The 22,668-nt window shown below is 70.0% G+C and carries 23 protein-coding genes; 10 read left to right on the top strand and 13 right to left on the bottom strand.

The window, feature by feature from the left end; all coding sequences use genetic code 11:
• Positions 1 to 137 precede the first annotated feature (137 nt).
• Positions 138 to 539, bottom strand: a complete 402-nt coding sequence (locus tag ACIHAO_RS42510) for an ArsR/SmtB family transcription factor (RefSeq protein WP_396567958.1) — start codon at positions 537 to 539, stop codon at positions 138 to 140.
• Between the two features lie 128 nt (positions 540 to 667).
• Here ACIHAO_RS42510 and ACIHAO_RS42515 point away from each other — a divergent pair, with 128 nt between their 5' ends.
• Genes ACIHAO_RS42515 through ACIHAO_RS42525 form a run of 3 tightly spaced genes read left to right on the top strand, consistent with a single transcriptional unit; the run spans position 668 to position 3,229 of the window.
• Entirely contained in the window at positions 668 to 1,072 is a 405-nt protein-coding gene (locus ACIHAO_RS42515; RefSeq protein ID WP_396567960.1) for an arsenate reductase ArsC, read from the top strand.
• A gap of 31 nt (positions 1,073 to 1,103) precedes the next feature.
• Positions 1,104 to 2,171, top strand: a complete 1,068-nt coding sequence (arsB, locus tag ACIHAO_RS42520; protein ID WP_396567961.1) for an ACR3 family arsenite efflux transporter — start codon at positions 1,104 to 1,106, stop codon at positions 2,169 to 2,171.
• Complete coding sequence (locus ACIHAO_RS42525) at positions 2,168 to 3,229, top strand: ArsO family NAD(P)H-dependent flavin-containing monooxygenase (protein WP_396567963.1); 1,062 nt, start codon at positions 2,168 to 2,170, stop codon at positions 3,227 to 3,229. The genes arsB and ACIHAO_RS42525 overlap by 4 nt, the downstream gene beginning before the upstream one ends.
• Positions 3,230 to 3,241: 12 nt before the next feature.
• Here the strand turns inward: ACIHAO_RS42525 and ACIHAO_RS42530 are convergent, their stop codons facing one another.
• Entirely contained in the window at positions 3,242 to 4,579 is a 1,338-nt protein-coding gene (locus ACIHAO_RS42530; protein WP_396567965.1) for an FAD-dependent oxidoreductase, read from the bottom strand.
• 102 nt (positions 4,580 to 4,681) lie between these two features.
• On the opposite strand from ACIHAO_RS42530, the gene ACIHAO_RS42535 reads away from it, so the two are divergent.
• Entirely contained in the window at positions 4,682 to 5,527 is an 846-nt protein-coding gene (locus ACIHAO_RS42535) for a helix-turn-helix domain-containing GNAT family N-acetyltransferase (protein ID WP_396567967.1), read from the top strand.
• Positions 5,528 to 5,702: 175 nt separating this feature from the next.
• On the opposite strand, the gene ACIHAO_RS42540 is transcribed toward ACIHAO_RS42535, so the two are convergent.
• Together ACIHAO_RS42540 and ACIHAO_RS42545 are read right to left on the bottom strand one after the other, a co-directional pair.
• Positions 5,703 to 6,716 carry a hypothetical protein gene (locus ACIHAO_RS42540; protein ID WP_396567969.1) on the bottom strand — a complete coding sequence of 338 codons (1,014 nt, stop codon included), beginning with the start codon at positions 6,714 to 6,716 and terminating at the stop codon, positions 5,703 to 5,705.
• Positions 6,717 to 6,754: 38 nt separating this feature from the next.
• Positions 6,755 to 7,201 carry a hypothetical protein gene (locus tag ACIHAO_RS42545; RefSeq protein ID WP_396567971.1) on the bottom strand — a complete coding sequence of 149 codons (447 nt, stop codon included), beginning with the start codon at positions 7,199 to 7,201 and terminating at the stop codon, positions 6,755 to 6,757.
• Positions 7,202 to 7,322: 121 nt separating this feature from the next.
• Here ACIHAO_RS42545 and ACIHAO_RS42550 point away from each other — a divergent pair, with 121 nt between their 5' ends.
• On the top strand, positions 7,323 to 8,303 hold the full coding sequence (locus ACIHAO_RS42550; RefSeq protein ID WP_396567973.1) for a DUF5937 family protein: 981 nt from the start codon (positions 7,323 to 7,325) through the stop codon (positions 8,301 to 8,303).
• Here ACIHAO_RS42550 and ACIHAO_RS42555 read toward each other — a convergent pair.
• From ACIHAO_RS42555 to ACIHAO_RS42590, 8 genes are all read right to left on the bottom strand, one after another.
• Entirely contained in the window at positions 8,300 to 8,671 is a 372-nt protein-coding gene (locus tag ACIHAO_RS42555) for a hypothetical protein (RefSeq protein ID WP_396567975.1), read from the bottom strand. The two genes, ACIHAO_RS42550 and ACIHAO_RS42555, sit on opposite strands and share 4 nt — an antisense overlap.
• Before the next feature lie 263 nt (positions 8,672 to 8,934).
• Entirely contained in the window at positions 8,935 to 10,476 is a 1,542-nt protein-coding gene (locus ACIHAO_RS42560) for an FAD-dependent oxidoreductase (protein WP_396567977.1), read from the bottom strand.
• Positions 10,473 to 11,192, bottom strand: coding sequence for a class I SAM-dependent methyltransferase (locus tag ACIHAO_RS42565; RefSeq protein ID WP_396567979.1), 720 nt, complete (start codon positions 11,190 to 11,192; stop codon positions 10,473 to 10,475). Before ACIHAO_RS42565 ends, ACIHAO_RS42560 begins: the two co-directional genes overlap by 4 nt.
• The gene (locus ACIHAO_RS42570) at positions 11,189 to 11,509 is read right to left on the bottom strand and encodes a lycopene cyclase domain-containing protein (protein ID WP_396567981.1); all 321 of its coding nucleotides are present in this window, start codon (positions 11,507 to 11,509) and stop codon (positions 11,189 to 11,191) included. Before ACIHAO_RS42570 ends, ACIHAO_RS42565 begins: the two co-directional genes overlap by 4 nt.
• Positions 11,506 to 11,847: a lycopene cyclase domain-containing protein gene (locus tag ACIHAO_RS42575; protein ID WP_396567983.1), complete on the bottom strand. Its 342-nt coding sequence runs from the start codon at positions 11,845 to 11,847 to the stop codon at positions 11,506 to 11,508. The genes ACIHAO_RS42570 and ACIHAO_RS42575 overlap by 4 nt, the downstream gene beginning before the upstream one ends.
• A complete protein-coding gene (locus tag ACIHAO_RS42580; protein WP_396567985.1) occupies positions 11,848 to 12,810 on the bottom strand; it encodes a phytoene/squalene synthase family protein in 963 nt (320 codons plus the stop codon).
• Entirely contained in the window at positions 12,807 to 14,324 is a 1,518-nt protein-coding gene (gene crtI, locus ACIHAO_RS42585; protein WP_396567987.1) for a phytoene desaturase family protein, read from the bottom strand. Before crtI ends, ACIHAO_RS42580 begins: the two co-directional genes overlap by 4 nt.
• On the bottom strand, positions 14,321 to 15,421 hold the full coding sequence (locus ACIHAO_RS42590; protein WP_396567989.1) for a polyprenyl synthetase family protein: 1,101 nt from the start codon (positions 15,419 to 15,421) through the stop codon (positions 14,321 to 14,323). Before ACIHAO_RS42590 ends, crtI begins: the two co-directional genes overlap by 4 nt.
• 423 nt (positions 15,422 to 15,844) lie before the next feature.
• Here ACIHAO_RS42590 and ACIHAO_RS42595 point away from each other — a divergent pair, with 423 nt between their 5' ends.
• From ACIHAO_RS42595 to ACIHAO_RS42615, 5 genes are all read left to right on the top strand, one after another.
• On the top strand, positions 15,845 to 16,735 hold the full coding sequence (locus ACIHAO_RS42595) for a MerR family transcriptional regulator (RefSeq protein ID WP_396567991.1): 891 nt from the start codon (positions 15,845 to 15,847) through the stop codon (positions 16,733 to 16,735).
• 69 nt (positions 16,736 to 16,804) lie between these two features.
• On the top strand, positions 16,805 to 17,833 hold the full coding sequence (locus ACIHAO_RS42600; RefSeq protein ID WP_396567993.1) for a DUF5914 domain-containing protein: 1,029 nt from the start codon (positions 16,805 to 16,807) through the stop codon (positions 17,831 to 17,833).
• On the top strand, positions 17,820 to 19,052 hold the full coding sequence (locus ACIHAO_RS42605) for an NAD(P)/FAD-dependent oxidoreductase (protein WP_396567995.1): 1,233 nt from the start codon (positions 17,820 to 17,822) through the stop codon (positions 19,050 to 19,052). The genes ACIHAO_RS42600 and ACIHAO_RS42605 overlap by 14 nt, the downstream gene beginning before the upstream one ends.
• A gap of 38 nt (positions 19,053 to 19,090) precedes the next feature.
• Complete coding sequence (locus ACIHAO_RS42610; RefSeq protein ID WP_396567997.1) at positions 19,091 to 20,167, top strand: NAD-dependent epimerase/dehydratase family protein; 1,077 nt, start codon at positions 19,091 to 19,093, stop codon at positions 20,165 to 20,167.
• 16 nt (positions 20,168 to 20,183) lie between these two features.
• Entirely contained in the window at positions 20,184 to 21,776 is a 1,593-nt protein-coding gene (locus tag ACIHAO_RS42615; protein WP_396567999.1) for a phytoene desaturase family protein, read from the top strand.
• On the opposite strand, the gene ACIHAO_RS42620 is transcribed toward ACIHAO_RS42615, so the two are convergent.
• Positions 21,767 to 22,228, bottom strand: a complete 462-nt coding sequence (locus tag ACIHAO_RS42620; RefSeq protein ID WP_396568001.1) for an SRPBCC family protein — start codon at positions 22,226 to 22,228, stop codon at positions 21,767 to 21,769. The genes ACIHAO_RS42615 and ACIHAO_RS42620 overlap by 10 nt on opposite strands.
• Positions 22,229 to 22,668 lie beyond the last annotated feature (440 nt).

Consider the following 22,668-nt stretch of genomic DNA (forward strand, 5'->3'; position numbering starts at 1 on the left):
GACGCCCATATCTGGGACGCCTCCACCGTCGCCGCGCTCGACGCGATCACCACCAAATACGCGTCACGGGGCAAGACCGTCGAGATCGTCGGGCTGAACAAGCACAGCGCCCGAATGCACGCGAAACTCACCGGCGGTCACTGACGCGCCGTCCCGGAGAGGCGGGCAGGCCGGTCGGCGAGCGGACCGCCTGAGCGGAGCAGGCTTTCGAGGGTTTCGAGCGGTTCGGGGACGACGGTGTACCAGCTCCAGGTGCCGCGCCGCTCCCGGTCGAGGATGCCGGCGGAGACCAGCACGCGCAGGTGATGGCTGAGCGACGGCTGGGGCATGTCGAACTCTTCGGCCAGGTCGCAGAAGCACGCCTCGCCGCCGGGGGAGTAGCGCACCAGCGACAGCAGACGGATTCGCACCGGGTCCGACAGCGCCTTGAAGAGCTTCGCCGCCGCCTCGGCGTCGCCGGGGTCGACGACCGCGGCGGGTTCGGCCATCAGCAGGGTCACCGCGATCGGTTTCCGGGTACGGCCGTTCTCGCTCGCCACGGGGCCTCCTTCGCTGCTGACGTCCGCCGAAGCCCACCATACCCGCTGAATTGACAAAGCTCGATCCAAGCCCTTCAATTGCATCGGCATACTTCGATTCAGTCTGGGACCGGCGAAAGGAAACGGGTATGACCCGCGCGCCCGAGGTGTTGTTCGTCTGCGTGCACAACGCCGGCCGCTCGCAGATGGCCGCAGCCTTGTTGCGGCACTATTCGCTCGGCCGTATCGCCGTCCGGTCGGCGGGTTCCGAGCCCGCGGAGAAGGTGAACCCGGCCGCCGCCGCGGCACTGGCCGAATGGGGCCTGGACATCACCGCCGAGGTGCCGAGCAAACTGTCCACGGAGGACGTCGAAGCCTCCGATGTGGTGATCACCATGGGGTGCGGCGACACCTGCCCGGTGTTCCCCGGCAAGCGCTACCTCGACTGGCCGCTGGAGGATCCGGCGGGCCAAGGCGTGGACGCGGTTCGCCCGATCCGCGACGAGATCGACCGGCGGATCCGCGGCCTGGTCGCCGAAATCCTCGACGCCTGATCCTCGCTTTCGACTTCTGGAGACCAGCCCCGTGACTCGAACCGCAGACAAGGCCGACACCGACGTCCTGCACAAACTGTCCTTTCTGGACCGGTTCCTCCCGGTCTGGATCCTTGTCGCGATGGGTGCCGGGTTGCTGCTGGGCAGCGTCATCCCCGGCCTGCAGGGTGTGCTGGACGCGGTGAAGATCGGCCAGGTCTCGTTGCCGATCGCGCTCGGTCTGTTGCTGATGATGTACCCGGTGCTGGCGAAGGTCCGCTACGACAAGCTCGACACCGTGACCAAGGACAAGCGCACGATGGTGCTTTCCTTGGTACTGAACTGGATTCTCGGTCCGGCGCTGATGTTCGCGCTCGCCTGGCTGATGCTGCCCGATCTGCCCGAGTACCGGACCGGGCTGATCATCGTCGGTCTCGCCCGGTGCATCGCGATGGTGATCATCTGGAACGACCTCGCCTGCGGCGACCGCGAGGCCGCCGCGGTGCTGGTCGCACTGAACTCGGTCTTCCAGGTGATCATGTTCGGCGTGCTCGGCTGGTTCTACCTCGACCTGCTGCCGGGATGGCTCGGTCTCGACACCACCAGCATCGACTTCTCGCCGTGGGAGATCGCGCTCAGCGTCGTCATCTTCCTCGGTATCCCGCTCGCCGCCGGATACCTCTCGCGCCGCATCGGCGAGCGGAGCAAGGGCCGCGACTGGTACGAGGGCAAGTTCCTGCCCAAAATCGGCCCGATCGCGCTCTACGGCCTGCTGTTCACCATCGTGATCCTGTTCGCCCTGCAAGGCGACAACATCACCTCGCGTCCGCTCGACGTCGCCCGGATCGCGCTGCCGCTGCTGGTGTACTTCGCGATCATGTGGATCGGCGGTTATCTGCTGGGCAAGGCGTCCGGTCTGTCGTACGAGCGCACCACGACGCTGGCGTTCACGGCCGCGGGCAACAACTTCGAGCTCGCGATCGCCGTCGCCATCGGCGTCTTCGGCGTGACGTCGGGGCAGGCGCTCGCCGGGGTGGTCGGCCCGCTGATCGAGGTGCCGGTGCTGGTCGCGCTGGTCTACGTCAGCCTCTGGCTGCGGAAACGCTGGACCGCGGAGTGACCGGAGCCGCGCGGGTAGTGGTCATCGGCGGGGGCCAGGCCGGCCTCGCCGCCGGCTACTACCTGCGCCGCGCCGGCCTGGACTTCGTCATCCTCGACGCCCAAGCCCAGCCGGGCGGCGCCTGGATCCACGGCTGGAACTCGCTGCGCCTGTTCTCCCCGGCGCGGCACAGTTCCCTGCCGGGTTGGCCGATGCCGCCTTACCCAGGCCCCGGGTATCCGACCGCCGAGCACGTCGTCGAGTACCTCGCCGCGTACGAGAAACGCTACGAACTCCCGATCCGCCGAGGGGAGACGGTGAACGCCGTTTCCCGCGACGGCAACGGATTCCAGGTGAGCACCGACGTGGGGGACTGGAGCGCCGAGGCTGTCATCAGTGCCACCGGAACCTGGTGGCGCCCGTTTCTGCCGCTCATGCCCGGCGGGTTCGCCGGTCGGCAGCTGCACACCGTGGACTACCGCGGTCCGGACGAGTTCGCGGGCCAGGACGTCGTGGTGGTCGGTGGCGGGAACTCCGGCGCGCAGATCGCCGCCGACCTCGCGGGCACGGCGAACCTGACCTGGGTCACCCGCCGCCCGCCGCGTTATCTGCCAGACCACATCGACGGCAAGGCCCTCTTCGACGTCGCCACGCGGCGCCGTCAAGCGCTGGAGACCGGGCAGCCGGACACCGCCGGAGTCGCCGGGCTGGGCGACATCGTCGCCGTCCCGCCGGTCCGGGATGCGCGCGACGCCGGGCTACTGCGCCCGCGTGAGATGTTCGCGCGACTCGACGCTGACGGTCCTGTGTGGACGGACGACACCCGTCAGCACGCCGACGCGGTCATCTGGTGCACCGGGTTCCGCCCGGCACTGAGCCACCTGGCCCCACTGCGGCTGCGAACCACGCGCGGCCGCATTCCGGCCGAGGGCACCCGCGCTATCGCAGAGCCCCGGCTGCACCTGCTCGGGTACGGCGACTGGACCGGCCCGGCGTCGGCCACGATCATCGGCGTCGGCATGACCGCGCGGGCCGCGGTCGCCGGCATCCAGACCTCGCTGGACGCCGACGACGGGTGACCGGTGCAGCCGTCAGCGCACGGCGGCCGACGGCGCGGACAGCGTGAGGACTTCCGGCTCGGGTGTCGCGCAGCAGCCACCGGCGGCCGGTGCGTCGCCCGGCTCGTCGAACAGACCGGCGCCGCCGCAGACGCCGGTTTCGGCCATCCGCAGTTCGACCCGTGCGGCCGCCTCGTGGTCCCCGGCGAGCTCGGTGGCGATGCTACGCACCTGTTCGTAGCCGGTCATCGCCAGGAAGGTCGGCGCCCGGCCGTAGCTCTTCATCCCGGCCAGGAAGAAATCCTTCTCCGGGTGCGCGAGCTCCTTGGCGCCGTGGGGATACACGGTTCCGCACGAGTGGACGTTCGGGTCGATCAGCGGTGCGAGCGCGACCGGTGCCTGCAACGTCGGGTCCAGCTCGAGCCGGATCTCCGAGAGCCAGGTCAGTTCGGGCCGGAAACCGGACAGGGTCACGACCTCGTCGACCCGCTCGATCCGCTGTCCGCCCGAGGAGATCAGGGTCAGCCGCCCGTCGGTGTCGCGTTCGACGAGCTCGGTGCGGAACCCGGTCACCACCGTGATCTGCCCGGACTCGACCGCCGCCCGCGCCCGCAGCCCGAGCGCGCCCCGTGCCGGGAGCTGGTCGGCGTCGCCGCCGCCGAAAGTGTCACCGACCGCGCCGCGGCGCAGTACCCAGCTGATCCGCGTGCGGTCGTCCGCCAGGCCGGACAACGCGACCAACGCCGTCAACGCCGAATGCCCGCTGCCCGCGACCACCACATGCTTGCCCGCATACCGTGCCCGCACGGTCTCGTCGTTCAGGTCCGGGACCCGGTAGCCGATCCGGTCCGCCGCCGACCGTTCGCCGACGGCGGGAAGTCCTTCCCCGCCAAGAGGATTCGGCGTCGACCAGGTTCCGGAGGCGTCGATCACCGCCCGGGCGGTGACGCGCTCTTCCGAGCCATCGGCGGCGCGAACGTGGACCGTGAACGGTTCTTCGTCCCGGCCGCTGTCCACGACCCGGTCCCGTCCCCGGCGTGCCACCCCGATCACCTCGGCGTCGAAGCGCACCCGGTCACCGAGCGCCGCGGCGAGCGGGCGCAAGTACAAGCCGGCCCACTCCGAACCCGTCGGATACGTCTCGCCGTCGGACCGGGTCCAGCCGGTCTGCTCCAGCAGCCGCCCGGCCGCGGGGGCGACGAGTTCGGACCACGGGGAGAACAACCGCACGTGGTTCCACTCCGCCACATCCGCTCCGGCCTGCGCGCCGCGCTCCAGCACCAGCGGCTCGAATCCCCGCTCCACCAGTTCGGCGGCGGCCGCCAGCCCCACCGGTCCCGCTCCGATCACCACGACAGGCAGCTCGTTCATCCCCATGCACCTTTCATCGATCTGGCTCGATTAAATCGAGGTGGGGAATGTATCGACTGGCGTCGATTGACGCAACCATCGATTCTGGTCGATACTCATCGCATGACGACGGTCGTACCCGTTCCCCTTGCCGGTCTTCTGCCCGAGCGTGAAGCCGCGACCTATGCCGGGTGGTTCGCCTGTCTGGCCGAGCCGACGCGGGTCAAACTCCTGCACGCCGTCGCGACCTCGCCGCGTGGCCTGACCGTCGGCGCGCTCACCGAAATCCTCGGGACCAGCCAGTCCACCTGCTCCCACCACGTGCGGAAGCTGGCCGAAGTCGGCTTCCTGCACCTGCGGAAAGAGGGCACGGCCACGGTCGTGACGATCAATCAGGCGTGCTGCAGCGGCCTTCCGCACGCGGCCGACGCGGTGATGGGCCTGCTCGCGCCGCGTCCGTGCTGCCCGGACAACGTGCCTGAGGACGTCACCATCCGCGCCCTTCGCGACGACGACTGGGACGCGGTCCGCCGGATCTACGGCGAAGGTATCGCGACCGGGCTCGCCACCTTCGAAACCGAGGTTCCCGATCGCAGGGCGCTCGACGCGAAATGGCTACCCGGGCATCGGTGGGTCGCCGAGATCGACGGGCAGGTCGCCGGCTGGACGGCGGCCACCCCGGTCTCGGCGCGCGAGTGCTACCAAGGGGTCGCCGAGACATCGGTCCACGTCGGCGAAAGCCATCGCGGCCGCGGGGCCGGGAAGGCCCTGCTCTTCAAGCAGGTCACCGAAGCCGACATTGCCGGGCTCTGGACTTTGCAGACCTCGATCTTCACCGACAACCGCGCCGGTATCGCCTTGCATCACAGCGCCGGTTACCGCACCGTCGGCATCCGTGAGCGCATCGCCCAGCGTGACGGCGTCTGGCACGACACCGTCTTCCTCGAACGACGCGGCCCCGTCAACTAGGCGTCCTGGAATCTCATGCCGCCGTGCCCGGCATCGGGGTAGCGGAGGAGCCGGGCGTTCGGCAGCCGCCGGGCCAGATCGGCGGCCTTTGGTGAACTCCTTCAGCCTGCCTTGATGGCACTGGACAGTGCGGCACACTGAGTGCACCGCACTGTCCAGATTTCAGTGGAAGTGATCAGTACGGCAGGACGTACGCGTGGCTCATGTCGGAGGCATGCGTGGTCGTCGAGCCGCGCGAGTCGGTGAGCCTGAGTGCCGTCCCCTGGATGCCGGCGGTCTCACCGCCGAGCCACTCGGCCTTGACGTAGGCGTTGAACCGGGGGACGCAGCCCGGCGCCTTGCTGACCGTGAAGTCCGGTTTGTTGAGTGGCACGTACTTGTGGTGCACCCAGTACGGCACATCGTGCGTGACCTCGACACTGCTGTCGGTCTTGCAGAGTGTGCCGTCCGACTTCCACTGGTTGATGAAGAGAGTGAACTTCACCAGCGCAGTCTTCTGCTTGTCGCACGGCGTGTTCGGCACGCAGACCTGCAGTTCGACATCGCCGACCACATTGAGGCCCTGCACGGTCGAGGGAAGGTCGAAGTAGTCGAGCACGGGCTGCCGCACCACCGGGGCACCGGAGTTGAGGGGCGCGCCCGCCGCGCTCACGCTGGACTGCACCGGCCGCCCGTCGGTGGCGTTGATGACCGAAGTGTCGGCGAACGTGATGTACCCGCTGACCAAGCGGTACGTGGCGTCGTTGGCGTTGAGCGAATTGCCCCGTACGTTCGCGGTGCAGGTGACCGTGCCGTCGACGCCGGGGTGGACGAGGAAACGGGTGTAGAGCGTCGCGTCCTGCAACGGGGAGCCCGAGTTCACGTCGTAGACGTTCTGCCCGATCACCATGTTCTTGCTCCAGCCGCCCGGACCCCGGCAGACGACCTCGTTGTCGAAAAGGCTGCGGATGGTGGCGTTGTTGACCCGCATTTTCGAGACCACGTACGCGGTCTGCGTCGCGGTCATGTTCAGCGAGATCGTGCCCACGGGGGTGACGTTCTGGTCGACCCCGCCTCCCGCCGGGAGCCCGGGCGCCAGGATCGTTTGCGGGGTGAAGGTGGCGGATGTCGCCGCCTGTGCAGGTGTGGCGGCCAGCAGGCAGGCGATCAGTGCGAACACCGCCGTCGTGGCCAAGGTGCGGACGTTCAAGTGGAACCTCCTCATCGGTGCTTTCCGCTCTGGATTCGTCACGGCATTCCCACATAAGGACCGGCGCACAAGCTGTAGCCACGCGTGCAGACGAAGTATTCGAGGCCCTTGGAGGCGTTTTCGGTGGTCATCCAGACATTGACCTTGGTGGCCCCGCCGTCGACGTCCGCGTTGAGGAGAAGGGGCGCCGGTCCGGATTCACCGCACCAGGTGCTGGAACTCTGCCAGTCGAGCCATCTGGTGCCCGCGATGGCCTCCGCGTACACCCGGCGGCATCCGGAGGCCTTGAACGCTCCGTTGACGCTGACCGAGCGGTTGTACCAGGTGACCGTGCCTCTGTAGTAGCTCTCCCCGACCTCGATCGAGAAGTCGCTGGTGGGGTACGCGGTGACGGTGGCGGAGGCGGGCGCCGCCGCGAACACCATCCCGGCGACCGACGCCGCCGCGGCCACGACCGCGCCGGCCTTGTGCTTGAGCCTCGACATGACAACCACTCCCAGGTTCTTCGGGTATCGGATGCACCATCACTCAACCCCACGCGGACCTCGGGCCGGAAAGGATTCGAGCCGGTTCAAATCCATCGCGGCGACTGCTACCGTCGAGGTGGTGCTCACGCTACGTGTAGACGCCGACACGGTGTCCAGAACGCGGTTGGCCCCTTCTCCCGCGGCGGAGTCCATGGCGTGGCTGAAACTCACCGCCGCGTCGGGACGGCATCCGGTGTTCGGGGATCCCGGGCCGCTCGCCCGCTCGGCACTCGCCCATCCCGACGTCGCCCTGCTCGCGGATCTGTTGCCGCAGGACGGCGACACCTACGCGCCCGACCTGCTCACCCCGCAGCCGGGGACCGGCGCGCAGCATCGTGACGTGCTCGAAGAGCAGATCGCGCGGATCGAAGCCGTGCCGCAGGAAGACCTCGAAACCCAGGTCTTCACCTTCACCCGCACCCACTGGAACAGACCGCTGCTCGCCAAGACCCGCCGTATCGCCGAATCGGGGCGGATGCAGCGACGTCTCGCCAACGGCTTCGCCCGGTTCTGGCGGGACGCCCTCGCCGAGGGCTGGCCCGAACTGCGCTCGATCATCGATCAGGACATCGCCCACCGCGCGACGGCCATCGCCACCCATGGCATCGGCCGGGCGCTCGGAGCACTCCACCCCGACATCGCATGGGCGGGCGACGCGGTCACCGTCGCCAAATCGTGGGACGGCGAAGTCGATGTCACCGGCCGGGATCTGGTCTTCGCCCCCGGCGTGCTCAACTGGCCCGACGTCATCATCCAGGTCGACACCCCCGGGCAGTTCGTCCTCTACTACCCGGCCCAGGGGATCGGCACCGTTCGGGACCGCCGGTCCGAAACGCTCGCGCAAGTGGTCGGCAACGCCCGAGCGGCCCTGCTGGCGGACCTCGAAACCGCCCGATCCACCGCGGAACTCGCGGCCCGGCTCGGATACGCGCCCGGCACCGTCTCCTACCACCTCGCCGCACTGCACCGGGCCCGCCTCGTCACGAAGGCCCGAGACGGGCGCTACGTGTTGTACCAGCGGACCGCCCAGGCGGCGGGCCTGCTGGAAGAAGGCCGCTAGTACGCGGAGCGCAAGGCGGTTTCCCGAACGGGCCGGATACGGTCGAGCTGGATGAGGCTGAAGCCGAACAGCACGACGCCGAGCGGAACGTGGACGGCCGTCACCTGCGCCAACCCGAGGAACACCTGGGCCAGCGTGAGCGCGAGGAACACGGCCGCGGGCGCGATCGGCTTGGGGGAGCCGCCGCCCGGTCGCCAGACGAGAACCGCGGTGAGCACGTGCAGCACCGCCACGACGAACAGCGTGTAGGACGTGGCGCTGTGCAGTGCGTGGCCGTACGGCACGGTCAGCAGGAGTCCCGCCGAGATCGGGGTGAGGAAGACGGCGAGGGTCTGCACGACGATCGCGACGCGCAACGGTTTCGGCATTGAGGTTCTCCTTCGGTGGACGTGTCCCCGGTCGGACGGGAGAGCCGCCGGAAACGTGACACCGACGGAGGCCGCTGGACCGATCGTTTGCTGGATCGCGGTTCCGTGAAGGACTCCTTGAGGGACCCAGAGTCCCTCAAGGAGGCCTTCACGGAACGTGAGAAAACTCGGACCTTCACGCGTTCCGAGGTACATGAAGGACCCCTTCATGTACTTCGAGCGGGGCGAGATCCTGAGGTGCGAACAAAGAAGCAAGTAGGCGACTAATTGCGAAGACGCCTGGATTTCGAGGCGGCCAGCCGGTTCAGCAGGCGGATCCGGCCGTGGTTGGGGACCGAGCGGATCGGGTGCCCGGCGAGGCCCCAGTGTCCGAGAAGGGTGTTCGCCGCGGCCCAGCCGGTGGCGGCCGCGCGTTCCATGAGGGCGACCGGGAGATCGATCCGGATGCCGTCGCCCGCGAGTGCGAGGGCGGGGTCGGGGGTTTCCACCGTGGGCCGCCGGGCGAAGTCGCCGATTCCGAACAGCGGGCAGTCTTCGCGCCACAACGTGATGTCGCCGACGACGCGGGCGTCCCGGGTCTCCGGATAGATCTCGTGGAGACGGTTCTCCAGTGCCTTTTCCAACCCGCTCGAATCCTCGGTGGCGGCCGCGTAGGCGTGCAGTTCGACGACCGAGCCGCCGGTGCGGGCGGCCCAGCGCCGGGCTTCTCCCTCGTATCGGTCGAGCAGGCTGATGTTGTCCAGCGGCGGGATGCTGCCGGTGCCGAGGAACGGCGAACGATGTGGCTCGACCGGGCGGTCGAGCCAGAGCCGCCGGACCAGGAAGGGCGGGGCGGTGCGCAAACCGCCGACGTCAGCTCGCCAGGCCTCGGTGCCGATATCCGGTGAAGCGGCGACGATTTCGCGCAGCCCGGCGACGTCACAGGCGAGGACCACGCCGTCGAAGTTCTCCGTCCGGCCGTCCGCTTCGATCGCGAAACCTTCCTGGGTCCGGCTGAGGCCGGTCACCGTCGTGCCGGTGCGGATGGCGGCGCGGCGGCCGGTGAGGTAGCTCGCGAGCGGGTCCCAGAGCGCTTGGGGGAACGGCTCGGCCGGGACGTCGAAGACCAGACCTTCGCTGGAGCCCAGGAAATACAGGTGGAACATGGTCGCCAGCTCCGCGGCCGACAGATCGTGCGGGTCGGCGAAGAAGCTGCGGGAGAAGACCTCGAACGCGAGGTGCTTGGCGGCGGGCGGGAAGTTGATCGCGTCGAGGAAGGTCGAGGCGTCGGTGCGGTCGAGCCGGTGATAGATCTCCGGCACGCTGACCGTCGCCAGCGGCAGGGCCTCGCGGCTGCTGAGGTGCAGCAGATCTTTGCGGGTGAAGGTCGGGCTGCGCCAGGCGAACGTCACCGCGTTCCACGGCGGGGTGCGCGGAAGCCCGGCGAAGGTGTCGATGCGGCCGTGCGCGTCCAGCAGCGGGTAGTCGGTCAGCGGGGTGAGCCGGTCCAGCCGCGGATCGGTGCGCGCGAGCAGGGCACGCAGGTTGTAGTACTGGCGGAAGAACGCGTGGAAACCCCGGCTCATGGTCACCGCGGTGCCGTCCGGAAGCCGTTCCCGCCAGCCGCCGACCCGGCCGCCGAGGTGGTCCTCGCGTTCGAAGACGGTGACGGCGACACCGCGTTCGGCCAGTCCGGTCGCCGCGGTGAGCCCGGCGATGCCGCCGCCCACGATCGCGGCGGTGGGACGCCGTCCGAGCAGGCCGGCGTCGGCCAGGCCCGGTGGTGCATGCCGGGTGACGCGGCGGCGGTCCCGGGGGCGGGTCACGCCGTCTCCGAGGGTGCGGTGCCGACGACGGTGTGCACAATGTCCCGCTGCCAGCCGCCGACGGTCGCGGTGTGGACGTCGGTGAAGCCGGCGTCGGTGAGACGCCGGGCGAGCAAGGTGATCCCGTCGAACTCGAGGACACTGCGGCGAAGATGGCGGTAGAGCGTGGCGTCGCCGGTGGTGAGCTTCCCGAGCGGGATGATCACGCCGGCGCAGACGGCGTTCCAGACCCAGCGGGCGCGCCGGGAATCGCGGACGGAGTACTCGTGCACGGCGATCCGGCCACCCGGCCGGAGCAGTTCGCGAAGCCGGCGCAGCTGCGTGGTCGGGTCGGTGAGGTTGCGCAGCAGGTACGCCGCCAGGATCCCGTCGAACGGACCGTGGATCCCGGCCAGTTCCTCGACCGGTGTGTGCACGAATTCGACGCTGTCGGGCCAAGTCTTGCTCCGGGCTCGCTCCAGCATCTCGCCGGACGCGTCGAAGGCGGTGATCCTGGCGTTCGGCAGCACGGACAGGAGGGCAGCCGTGGACGCGCCGGTTCCGCAGCCGGCGTCCAGCACACGCGGTCCAGGAGCGGCGAGCCGCCGGGCGGAGAGGCGCAAATGCTCGTGGTAACCGGGATTCGCACCGACGAGGCGGTCGTAGAACCGGGCTTCGGTGTCGAAGGCCGAAGGCACGGTCTCGCGCGGCAAACCGTCTCGCGCCATGGCGTTCATCGCGCTTCCTCTCGTGAGCGGGCTCGTTCCCACAGCAGCAATACGGCGGTCACCATGGCGAAGCCGAAGAGGAAGTCTTCGACCGGGATGTCCCAGGGGAACCGCCAACCGGTGATGTGCTCGGGCGCGTAGAGGACGATCGGTGCGGACAACTTGGTCAGCCACCCGTCGACGGGGATCTGGAAACCGGTGACGATCGCCATCGTGAGCCAGTAGGCGGGTTTGCGGAACAGGCCGGTCTTCAGCACGGCGAGCTCGAACAGTACGACCACGATCACCGACGCGACGGCCGGAACGGTGTAACCCCAAGGGATCATCGCCGGACCGCCTGTTTCCCGCGCCGCCGGACGGCGCTGAGGGTGAGCTGGACCGCTTCGTAGGTCAGCACCCCGCAGATCGGGATCACGACGAAGAACAGGATCTCTTCCAGCGGAAGGGAAAACGGCGCGCGGATGCCGGTGACGAATTCGGGCGCGTAACTCCAGACCTCGCCCGCGATCGCCAGCGCGTCCCAGACGAGGAAGACGAAGGCCACCGGGAGCAGTGCGCGGGCGAGGCGTTTCGGCTGCCGGTAGACGCGGGCGCCCGCGATCTCGAGCGGCAGCGTCACCAGGACGCAGGCCGCCAGTACGACCAGGTATTCGACCTTGCCCACTCAGCCCACCGCCGACGGGGGAGCGGGGGCGCGATGCCGCGTCCGAGCCCACTGCGACCGCGCGAGCGCGCCGCAGGCGACCCCGAGCCGACGGCGCCGGGACACCTTCGCCCGGCCGGCGAAGACGTCGTGGTCCGCGTCCTCGATCCGGTCCAGGATCTCCCCGTAAAGGGTCGCGGCGGTGGCCACGCAGGGACGTGAGACCGGATGCAGCATCGCGATTCCCGGCCGTGCTTCGGTGTAGACGCGCCGGGTCACCGCGATCTGTTCCTTGATCGCGGCCCGTACACGGTTGTCGGAACGGCCGTGTTCCGCGCACCAGGACAGCCGTTCGCGGTCGACGTCGTGTTCCTTGAGCTCGTCGGCGGGCAGGTAGACCCGTCCGCGCTCGAAGTCCTCGGCGACGTCGCGGAGGAAGTTGGTCAACTGGAAGGCCTTGCCGAGCGCGGCGGCTCGCGGCGCCGCCTCGTCACGGGGAGCGACCGCGCCGAGGATCGGGAGCACCTGCAGGCCGATCACCTCCGCCGAACCGCGCACGTAATCGTCGAGGTCGGTCCGGGTGGCGTAGTCGGTGACGCTCAGATCCATCCGCATCGACGTGAAGAAATCGCGGAAGAGCGGCTCCTCCAGCTCGTACCTGGCCGCCGTGTCGATCACCGCCGTCAGCAGGGGATCGTCACTCGTACCCGCGGTCAGGTCGGCGAGAAACCGATCCTCCACTTCGGACAGTCGCGCGGCCAGGGACTCCGGTGTGGCTTGCGGATCGGGTTCGTCGACGATGTCGTCCAGCCACCGCGCGAAACCGTAGAGCGCGTGGACGGCGGGCCGTTGCGCGGGCGTCAGCATGCGGGTCGCCAGGAAGTACGTCCGGCCGTGCCGGGCGTTGACTTCGCGGCACCAGCTGTACGCGGCTCGCAGGCCCGGATCGTGGATTTCGGCGGCGTCGAGTTCGCGTCGGGTCATCGGCTCGCCTCCGTGGCCAGGTCGAGGACGCGCGAGCGGCGTCCGGGTACGCCGGTGATCCGGTCGGCGGCCAGCCTGCCGGAGATCAGCACGGTCGGCACGCCCACTCCCGGCACCGTCGCGCCTCCGGCGAGGACGACGTTTTCCGTGCCAGGTGGGCGGTTCCGGGGCCGGAACGGTCCTGTTTGGACGAAGGAGTGCGCGTAGCTGAAGGGCGTTCCGGCCACGTGTCCGCGGCCTGCCCAGTCCGCGGGGCTGATGACCTCGGTGAACTCGGGTTCGAAGCCCGGCAGTAGTCGCTGCCGTGCGACGGCGAGGATCTCCTCCGCGTACGGTCCGGCGTCGGCGGCCCAGTCCGCCGGGCCGCGGTCGAGATTCGGGACCGGCGCGAGGATCGAGTAGAGCTGACGGCCCGGCGGTGCGAGGCCCGGATCGGTCGCGGTCGGCCGGGTGATCAGCAGGGACGGGTCGCTCATGCGGCGGCCGGTGGTGATGAGTTCGTCGAAGGTCGAGCGCCAGCCGTGTCCGAAGGAAATGGTGTGGTGCCCGACGTCGTGCCGGGTGTCGGGGCCGCCGGCGTGCAGGATCAGCGCCGACGGTGCCGGTCGCAGCGGAACGGGCCGCTTCGGGCTTCGGCCGAGCAACCGGTAGCTCTCGGGTAACTCGGTCGTCAGGACGACGGCGTCGCACGGATGGCGTTCGCCGGCGGCCGTGCGGACCGCGTGGATCCGGCTGCCTTCGCGTTCGAGCGTGTGCGCGGGGTCGCCGTAGTGGAAGGTGACGCCGTTCTCGGCGGCGACCCGGGCGAGCGCCTGGGGGAGTGCCGCGACACCGCCTGGCGGGAAGTACACGCCGCAGACGGTGTCCATGTAGGAGATGACCGCGTACAGCGCCAGCGCCCGCATCGGCGACTCGCCCGCGTAGAGCGCCTGGAAGGTGAACACCCGCTTCAGCCGTTCGTCGGACAGGAAAGAGCCGATCTTCGGGTCCAGCCGCCGGAATCCGCCCAGTGCCACCAGCCTGGCCAGATCCGGGTTGAGCATGCCGAGCGGTGAGTCGATGTTCGAGTCGATGAACCGGCCGAACTCGGTGCGGTAGAGCCGGGTCAGCCAGTCGCGCAGCCGGAGGTACCCCGCGGCCTCGGCGGGCCCGGCGAACGCGCGTACCGCGTCCGTCATCGCCGCGGCGTCGGTGTGCACGGGCAGGGTGCTGCCGTCGGCGAACTGTGCCAGGTAGGCCGGGTCGAGCCGGGTGAGCGGGAGTTCCTCGGCCAGTTCGGCGCCCACCGCGCCGAAGGTGTCCCGCAGGATCGACGGCATGGTGAGCACAGTCGGGCCGGTGTCGAGCAGATAGCCCTCGCGTTCGACGCGCCCCGCGCGGCCACCAGGACCGGGATCTCGTTCGAGGACGGTGACCTCGCGCCCGCGGCCCGCCAGGTGCAGCGCCGCCGCCAGCCCCGACAACCCCGCTCCCACCACGACGATCCGGTCCGTCCGGCCGGGCACCGTTTTCACTGGTCGCGCTCCGTGCACCGGGTGGCGAGGACGGCCAGCGCGGCCGCGGCCTGTCGCGGGACGACGGCAGGGTCGATCACCGCTTGCGCCTTGTCGGCGCGTTCCCGGATGAGTTCGCCGAGGCGTTCGCGCGCCCCGGTCGTGGTGATCAACTCGCGCCAGCGGGCCACGGCGTCGTCGTCCACCGTGGGCAGGTTCAGCAGTTCGCCGAGTTCGTCGCGCTGCCGCCGGTCGGCCATCTCCACGGCGAGCACCACGACACTGGACGCCTTGCGATCGCGGAGGTCCTGGCCGGCGGGTTTACCGGTGACCGCGGGATCACCGAAGACACCGAGCAGGTCGTCCTTGAACTGGAACGCCTCGCCGACCAAGCCGCCGTACTCGGCGAGAGCGGCCATGACGTCCGGACCGCAGCCCGCCAGCGCCGCGCCGAACTCCAGCGGCCTGCGGACGGTGTAGTTGCCGGACTTCCGGCGCAGCACGTCGAGCAGCGCGTCCCAGCCGGGAAGCGTCCGGGCGTCGTTCACCAGATCGGCGAGTTGCCCCACCGCCAGTTCCGCGCGCATCGCGTCGTACCTCGGCCAGCCGCGCGACAGCGTTTCCGTGTCCAGACCGGACTCCCGGAGCAGCTGCTCCGACCAGACCAGGAAGAGATCGCCGGCGAGCGTGGCCGCGGATTCGCCGAACCGGTCGGCGGAGCCACTCCACCCCTGTTCGGCATGCCACCGCGCGAACCGCACGTGCAGCGCGGGACGGCCCCGCCGCAGTGCCGAGGCATCCATGACGTCGTCCTGCGCCAGCGCGAAACAATGGAGCAATTCCAAGCTCGACGCGGCCCGCAGAGCGGCCTCCGATTCCGGGCCGCCGCATCGCCAGCCGACATAGGCGAACATCGGCCGGAGGAACTTCCCTCCGGCGAGGAACTCGGGGAGGACGGTTTCCGCGAGTTCACCCTCGCCACGGCCGGAGAAATGCTCGGCGACCCGTGCTTCGACGAAACCGTGGGCCTCGGCAAGGCAGCGCCCGCCCAAGGCGTCCAGCCACGCGGCCTGCGCCTCCTTGGACGGCATCGTTCCCGCCGCCATGGTCGACGCCATCCGCCTTCCCTCCGCCGATCCGGTGATTTCGTTTCATAACCGTTTCACTCCTGGTGTACCTTGTCTACTAGATCCGGCGGCGCGCCCGCAACTCGAGCGGTATCGCCTGTAGAGCAAGGAAGTCCAGGGCTTCCCGGGGATTTCCTCACTCAAACCCCGGATCGCTCGCGGATCGAAGAAGACCGTCTTGCGGACGAGAGTGGCCCGGACCCCGCCACCCTCGGGAGCCCGGCACCCCTCGTGCCCGGCTCCGGACGCCCGGCGGCGCCTGGTGTGGACCGGTCCCTTCCCGGGCCCCCGCCGTGGCGCCGCCGGGCGTTCTTCGTTCCGGAGACGGTATGCGCCCGCCCACGTCCGGTTACCTCGTAAGCTGCCCGCAGTGATCGCCGCGCGAGCGGGCACCGCACCGGAAACGTGGAATGGATGGGCGTCGACGAGATGAACGGCCGTGGCGGCCCCGAAGCCGGAGGTTCGTGGACCCCCGGCAAGGTCGCCGAGGTGCTGGGCATCTCGCCGGTCACGCTCCGGACCTGGGCCTCGCGTTACGGTGTCGGCCCCACGTTGCGGGCCGACGGGCGTCACCGCCGTTACTCGGACGCGGACGTTCGCAAGCTGCAACATATGCAACGGCTGATCGACCGGGGAATTCCGGCCAGGGAGGCGGCCGCGGCGGCCTTCTCCGGTGCCGACGTCACGGTCCCCGACGTACCCGTCGACAGGCTGGTCGGCGAACTGGAGCAGGCCGCGGAAGACCTCGAGTTCACTTCCATCGCCGCGCTGCTGGACGAGACCCTCGACGCGGTCGGTGCGGCGGCGACGTGGGACGACGTGTTGCTGCCGATCCTGCGCCGCCTCGGGCGCCGCTGGGCCGGAGGTGACGTGTGCTTCGAGTCGGAATGGGCGCTCACCACCGAGGTTTCCCTGGCGCTGCAACGCTATGTCGCCCGGTTCGCCAGCGTGCCCACCGAACGGGGGGTGCTCATCGCCTGTTGCCCGGACGAGCGGCACAGCCTGCCGGTCGAAGTCCTCCGCGCCTCGCTGCTGGAGATCGGGATTCCCGCTCTTTACCTCGGTCAACTGGTGCCCGCGGAGACCATGGCGGGCCTGGCGTCCAAGCTGGATCCGGAGCTGGTGGTGCTGTGGTCGATGTCCGCCGGCACCGTCGACGTCCTGCTGTGCGAGCGGCTGCGGCGACAGGGAACCGAGGTCGTCGTCGCCGGTCCCGGCTGGGAAGGGCTCGACGTTCGTGGCGCACCCTGGGTCAACGACCTGACCACCGCGCTGGATGCCGCCTCCGCTCACTTCAAAGCCTGAACCGTTGCGGGATCGCTTCAAGTGCCTGAGGATGGCTGGAGGGACGACGCGCGGCAGAAAGGGCTTCCGGTGGATCTCAGGCGGCAGGTGGTCGAGCGCTGGCCGGCGAAATGGCCGGTCCAGCCCTTCCGGGAACCGGCTTGGGCCCGGCAGGAACCGACTTACCGCGAATGCGGCCCCGCGCTGATCGACGCCGCGGTCAAACGCGCCGACGCGCGTCCGGCAGGCAACTGGTTCGTCGTCGCGGCCAGCCGTGAGATCGGCGCGGACCAGCCGCTGGGCCTGCGCGCCGGCGGCCGGGAACTGGTGGCCTGGCGTGGTCCGGAGGGTGACCTGGTCATCGGCCCCGGTGCCTGCCCGCATCTCGGCGCTCCACTCGATCAGGCTCGTGTCCATTGTGGAGAGTTGGTCTGCCGGTGGCACGGATTGCGGATCGGGCCGGAGCGGCCGGGCTGGTCGCGGTTGCCGTCCTATGACGACGGAGTGCTCGCCTGGGTTCGCCTCGACCGCTTCGGGGGCGAAAGCCCCACGGAACGGCCGATCGTGCCGGTTCGTCCGCGAGGCGACGTCACCATCGACGCGGTCGCGACGCTGACCGGGACCTGCGAACCGGTGGACGTCGTCGCGAACCGGCTCGATCCTTGGCACGGCGCGTGGTTCCATCCGTACTCGTTCACCCGGCTGAAGGTCCTGTCGGCTCCACAAGGGAACGACGTCACCGACGCCGAGGACAAGTTCGTCGTCGAAGTGACCTTCCGGCTCGCCGGGAAACTGGGTGTGCCGGTGATCGCCGAGTTCACCTGCCCCGAACCCCGCACGGTGCTGATGACCATCGTCGACGGCGAAGGCGCAAGCAGCGTGGTCGAAACCCACGCCACCCCGCTCGGGAACGGTCCCGACGGACGGCCGCGCACCGCCGTGATCGAGGCGACGATAGCCGCGTCCGACCGGCCCGGTTTCGCGAAGGCCGCCCGGATCGCACCGGTTTTGCGGCCCCTGATGCGCCGTGCGTCCGCGCGTCTCTGGCGGGACGACCTCGCCTACGCCGAGCGGCGCTACGCCTTGCGAGCGGGAGACGTCGCCGATGGCCGGGTATGAAACCGGCGTCGTGATCGTGGGGGCGGGCCTCGCCGGTCTCGCCGCGGCGCTGCACCTTCACCGGGCCGGGATCGCCTGCGTGGTCCTGGAAGCCGGGGACGACGTCGGTGGCAGAGTGCGCACCGACGTCGTCGACGGGTTCCGGCTGGACCGCGGCTTCCAGATCCTCAATCCCGCTTATCCCGCCATTCAGCGCCTGGCCGACGTCGACGCGCTGCGGCTGGGCAAGTTCTGGCGGGCGGTCCGGGTTTCCGACGACGATCGCACGAGCCTGCTCGGAAATCCCCTCGATACGCCCAAGGCGCTGCGGGACGTCGCGGCACGACGCTACCTGTCGGGCAAGGATCTGGCCGCGCTCGGTGCGCTGACCGCCCGCGTCGCCGCCGGTCCGGCTCGGTCGATCGTCCAGGGTGACGACGGCACCACCGCCGACGAACTGCGCCGGGTCGGGCTGTCGGACCGGGCCGTCGACACCGTGCTCCGCCCGTTCCTGTCCGGAGTGTTCCTGGAAGCCGGCTTGAGTACCTCTTCGCGGTTCTTCCGGCTGGTGTGGCGAAGCTTTCTCCGGTTCGCGCCCTCGTTGCCCGCACTGGGTATGGGAGAACTCCCGGGACAACTCGCACGAATGCTGCCCGTTTCCGCGGTACGGACCGGGGTTCCGGTCGAAAAGGTCGAAGGCGGCCGGGTCCGTACGTCCGGCGGAGACGTCTGGAGCGCGCGAGCGGTCGTCGTCGCCACGGACGGGACCGCTGCCGCGCGGCTCGTCGGCGAGGTCCCGGAACCACGCTGGAACAGCGTCACGACGTGGTACTTCACGCCGCCTCGGTCACCGTTGCGGGAGCCGGTCATCATGATCGACGCCCGCGGCGGGCCGATCCTCAACACCGCGGTGCTCAGCGAGGTGTGTCCCACCTACGCCCCGGACGGCGCCGCGCTGGTCAGCGCCTCGGCGCTCACGCCGCTCGACGAAGCGGAAGTACGGCGGGCGCTGAGCCGGATGTATCGCGCGGACGCGGCCCGATGGCCGCTGGTCGGGCGCTACGAGATCCCTCACGCGCTCCCGGCCATGACGGCGCCGCATCCCATTCGCCGCGAAGTCCGTTTCGGCGAAAGGCTTTACGTCTGCGGCGATCACCGCGACACCAGCTCACTGCAAGGCGCGCTGGCGTCCGGCGGCCGGACCGCCCGGGCCGTGGTGCGCGACCTCGCCTCGGGCTGACAGGTTTCCGCGATCACCGGGCCGGGTAAGCGCAGGCTGTGCGCATTGTGATCACCGGGGCGACCGGAAACGTCGGGACGGCGCTGCTCCACGCCCTCGAATCCGGCGATGACGATCTGATCGGCGTGGCGAGGCGGATGCCCGACACCACGGCCGAGCCGTATCGCGCGGCGGGCTGGTCGGCCCTGGACCTCGGGGACGACGTCGGCCGCGCGAAGCTGACCGAGCTGGTGGAGGGAGCGGACGCGGTCGTCCATCTCGCTTGGGCGATCTCCCCGGAGCGCGCGGATCCGCCGATGTGGCGGACCAACGACCACGGGACCCGCAACGTGCTCGCCGCGGTGGCGGCTGCCGGGGTGCCGCATCTGGTCGTTTTGTCGTCCGTCGCCGCCTACGGGCCCGCGCCGCGGTGGAAGAAGGTCACCGAGGATTGGCCGTGCGACGGCGTCGCGACCAGTGCCTACAGCCGGGGCAAAGCCGGGCTGGAGGCCTTGCTCGACCGGTTCGAGGAGACCCACCCTGGAACCGGGGTGGCGAGGTTGCGGCCGTGCGCGATCCTGCAGCGACAAGCGGCGGGGGAGTTCGAGCGCTGGCTGCTGGGCCCGGCCGTACCCGCCGGTGTCGTGGGCCGCCGATGGCTGCCTGTGCCGCTGTGGGCTGATCTGCGGGCGCAGGCGGTGCACAGCGCCGACGTCGCCGAAGCGATCCGGCTGGTGCTTGAGCGGCGTTTCACCGGAGCGGTGAATCTCGCCGCCCCGGGGGTGCTCGCCGCCGACGCGCTGGCCGGTCTGCTCGGAGGAATTCGGGTCCCGGCGCCGCGATCACTCGTCCGGCTGGCCGCGCACGCCGCCTGGCGGACCGGCGCCTTCCCGCTGCACCCAGGTTGGCTGGATCTCGCCGACCGCGCGCCGCTCGTGGACACCACGCTCGCCGAGCACGTGCTGGGCTGGAAACCGCGATACGACGCCGCCGGTGTGGTCGCGGAACTGGTCGCCGGACTCCAATCGGGTGAAGGCGCCGCGAGTCCGCCGCTCGCCCCGCCGCGGGGGCACGGCTTGCTGCGACGGCTCCGCTCGCTCGCCCGTGGCGGGCCCAGTCACCAATCGCAATCCTGACGATCGGGAGGCTCGGATGAGCACGGAAGTCTTCGACGCGGTCGTCATCGGCGCCGGCCACAACGGCCTGGTCGCGGCGAACCTCCTGGCCGACGAAGGCTGGTCGGTCCTGGTACTGGAGCAGGCGGAGAAGCCGGGCGGCGCGGTGCGGACCGACGAAGTCACCGCGCCCGGGTTCCGGAACGACCTCTGCAGCGCGTTCTTCCCGCTCACCGCGGTATCGCCGGTGATGCGGGGACTGCGACTCGAGGACCACGGGTTGACCTGGCGGCACGCTCCCGAAGTGCTCGCGCACGTCCTGCCCGACGACCGGTGCGCGGTGCTCTCGCGGGACATCGAGCGGACGGCGGCGTCGGCCGACGAGTTCGCGCCGGGCGACGGCGCCGCGTGGCGGAGCTTGTTCGCGCAGTGGCGGGACCTTCGCGAGCCTCTGCTGAACGCGTTGTTCACGCCGTTCCCGCCGGTGCGCCCGGCCGTGCGGCTGCTGCGGCGGACGGGGACCGCGGAAGCGCTGCGGCTGGCCAGGATGCTCACGTTGCCCGCCCGCCGGTTGGGAGAAGAGCATTTCGACGGCGAGGGCGCGCGATTGCTGTTGGCCGGGAACGCGGCGCACAGCGATATTTCCGTGGACAACGCGGGCAGCGCGGTCTTCGGCTGGCTGCTCGCGATGATCGGGCAGGACGTCGGCTTTCCGGTACCGGCCGGCGGAGCCGGTGAGCTGATCGCGGCACTGGTGCGACGATTGGCCGCCCGCGGCGGCGAGGTCCGATGCCGTTGTCCCGCAACGGAAGTGCTCGTCGCGGGCGGACGGGCGATGGGCGTGCGAGACGGCGACGGCACCCCGATCCGGGCCCGCAAGGCGGTGCTCGCGGACGTCCCGGCGCCGACGTTGTACGGCGAGATGGTCCCGTCGGATTGGCTTCCCTCGCGGCTGCTCGCCGATCTCGGCCGATTCCAATGGGACAGTGCCACGGTGAAGGTGGATTGGGCGTTGTCCGGTCCCGTCCCGTGGACGGCAGAAGGCGCTCGCGGGGCGGGCACCATCCACCTCGGAGCGGATTTGGACGGTCTGTCGGCGTTCGGCGGCGACCTGGTCCGCGGCCGCAGCCCGCGGAATCCGTTCCTGCTGTTCGGGCAGATGACGACGAGTGACCCGCACCGATCGCCGCCCGGTACCGAGGCGGCGTGGGCGTACACCCACGTTCCCCGCGGGCTGATGGAGAACCGGGAGGCGCTCGACCGGCAGATCACGCGGATCGAAAAGACGGTCGAGGCGAACGCGCCGGGATTCACCGACCTGATCCAGGGCCGGTACGTGCAGGGTCCGCTCGAACTGGCGGCCCACGACCCCGGCCTGGTCGGGGGCGCGATCAGCGGCGGGACCACGGCCATCCACCAGCAGCTGTTCTTCCGCCCCGTCCCCGGCCTCGGCCGCGCGGACACGCCGGTCGACCGGCTGTTCCTCGCGGGCGCGTCGGCGCATCCGGGAGGCGCGGTCCATGGCGGCCCCGGCGCCAACGCGGCCCGCGCCGCGCTGGCCAGGGCGGGAGTGCTCGGCAAGGGCTATGCGGCGGTGATCGCCGCGGCGAACCGGGCGGTCTACCGCTGAGCGCCCTTGCGGACGGCGTACTTCCCGGTCGCCAGATCCGCCAAACGGGCGAGGGCCTCGGTGTTGCGCGGTTTGGCGACGAGCGCCTGAACCGGCTCGGGCAGCACCTTGCCGGGGCCACGCACGATACTTTCCTTCATCCGGACCTCGGTCTTGCCTTCGCCGTGGGGGAGGAGCGTGAGCTCGACCGCCGCCGCGCCGAGCGGCCAGCCCCTCGCCTCCAGCGACAGGGAAACGCCGGGCTCGACCGCCTTCACGACCGTGACGTCCTGGATGTGCAAGGGCCACGGTCCGACGCTGTGGTGGATCCGCGACCCGACAGCCGGCCAGTCCTCGTCGACATCACGGATATGGGAGCTGCCGACGACCCAGCCCGCGTACGACCAGCCGTCGGCGAGCACGGCGAAAACGGCGTCCGGCGGCACGTCGACGACTCGGCTGACTTCGCTCACGGCGTCCTCCTGTTCTGAGTGGCACAACACGAGTACCCCGTTGGAGCGACTTGAAGCCTGTGAGCTGTCCGGATGGACGACTCCCGAGTGTCGTCCGTCGGATCACGCGTGTCGTCCATTCGGTCACGCGTGTCGTCCGTCGGATCACGGGGGATTTGAACGCCACCTTGAGCCCCAGCAGCACTGCGACAGCGCGTGAAGGCCCCCTTGCTTGCGCCTAGTGTCTTGCACCGGAAGTTCGCGCCGTTATTCCGTATCGATAGTCGGCTGTTTCGCGCCTGGCCCGGGGGGCATGAGGTGTGTCGCGAAAGCCACTTTCGCGACGCCTGGGGTCGCGAAAGTGGCTTTCGCGGCACGGTCGCCCCACGGCCCGCGAGCGAATCCCCGCGACCCGACACCTTGAATAAGCCGTAATCTCACGGCCTCAAGCGACAACAAAA

It is taken from the genome of Amycolatopsis sp. NPDC052450 (genome assembly GCF_044547565.1).
Classification (GTDB): Bacteria; Actinomycetota; Actinomycetes; order Mycobacteriales; family Pseudonocardiaceae; genus Amycolatopsis.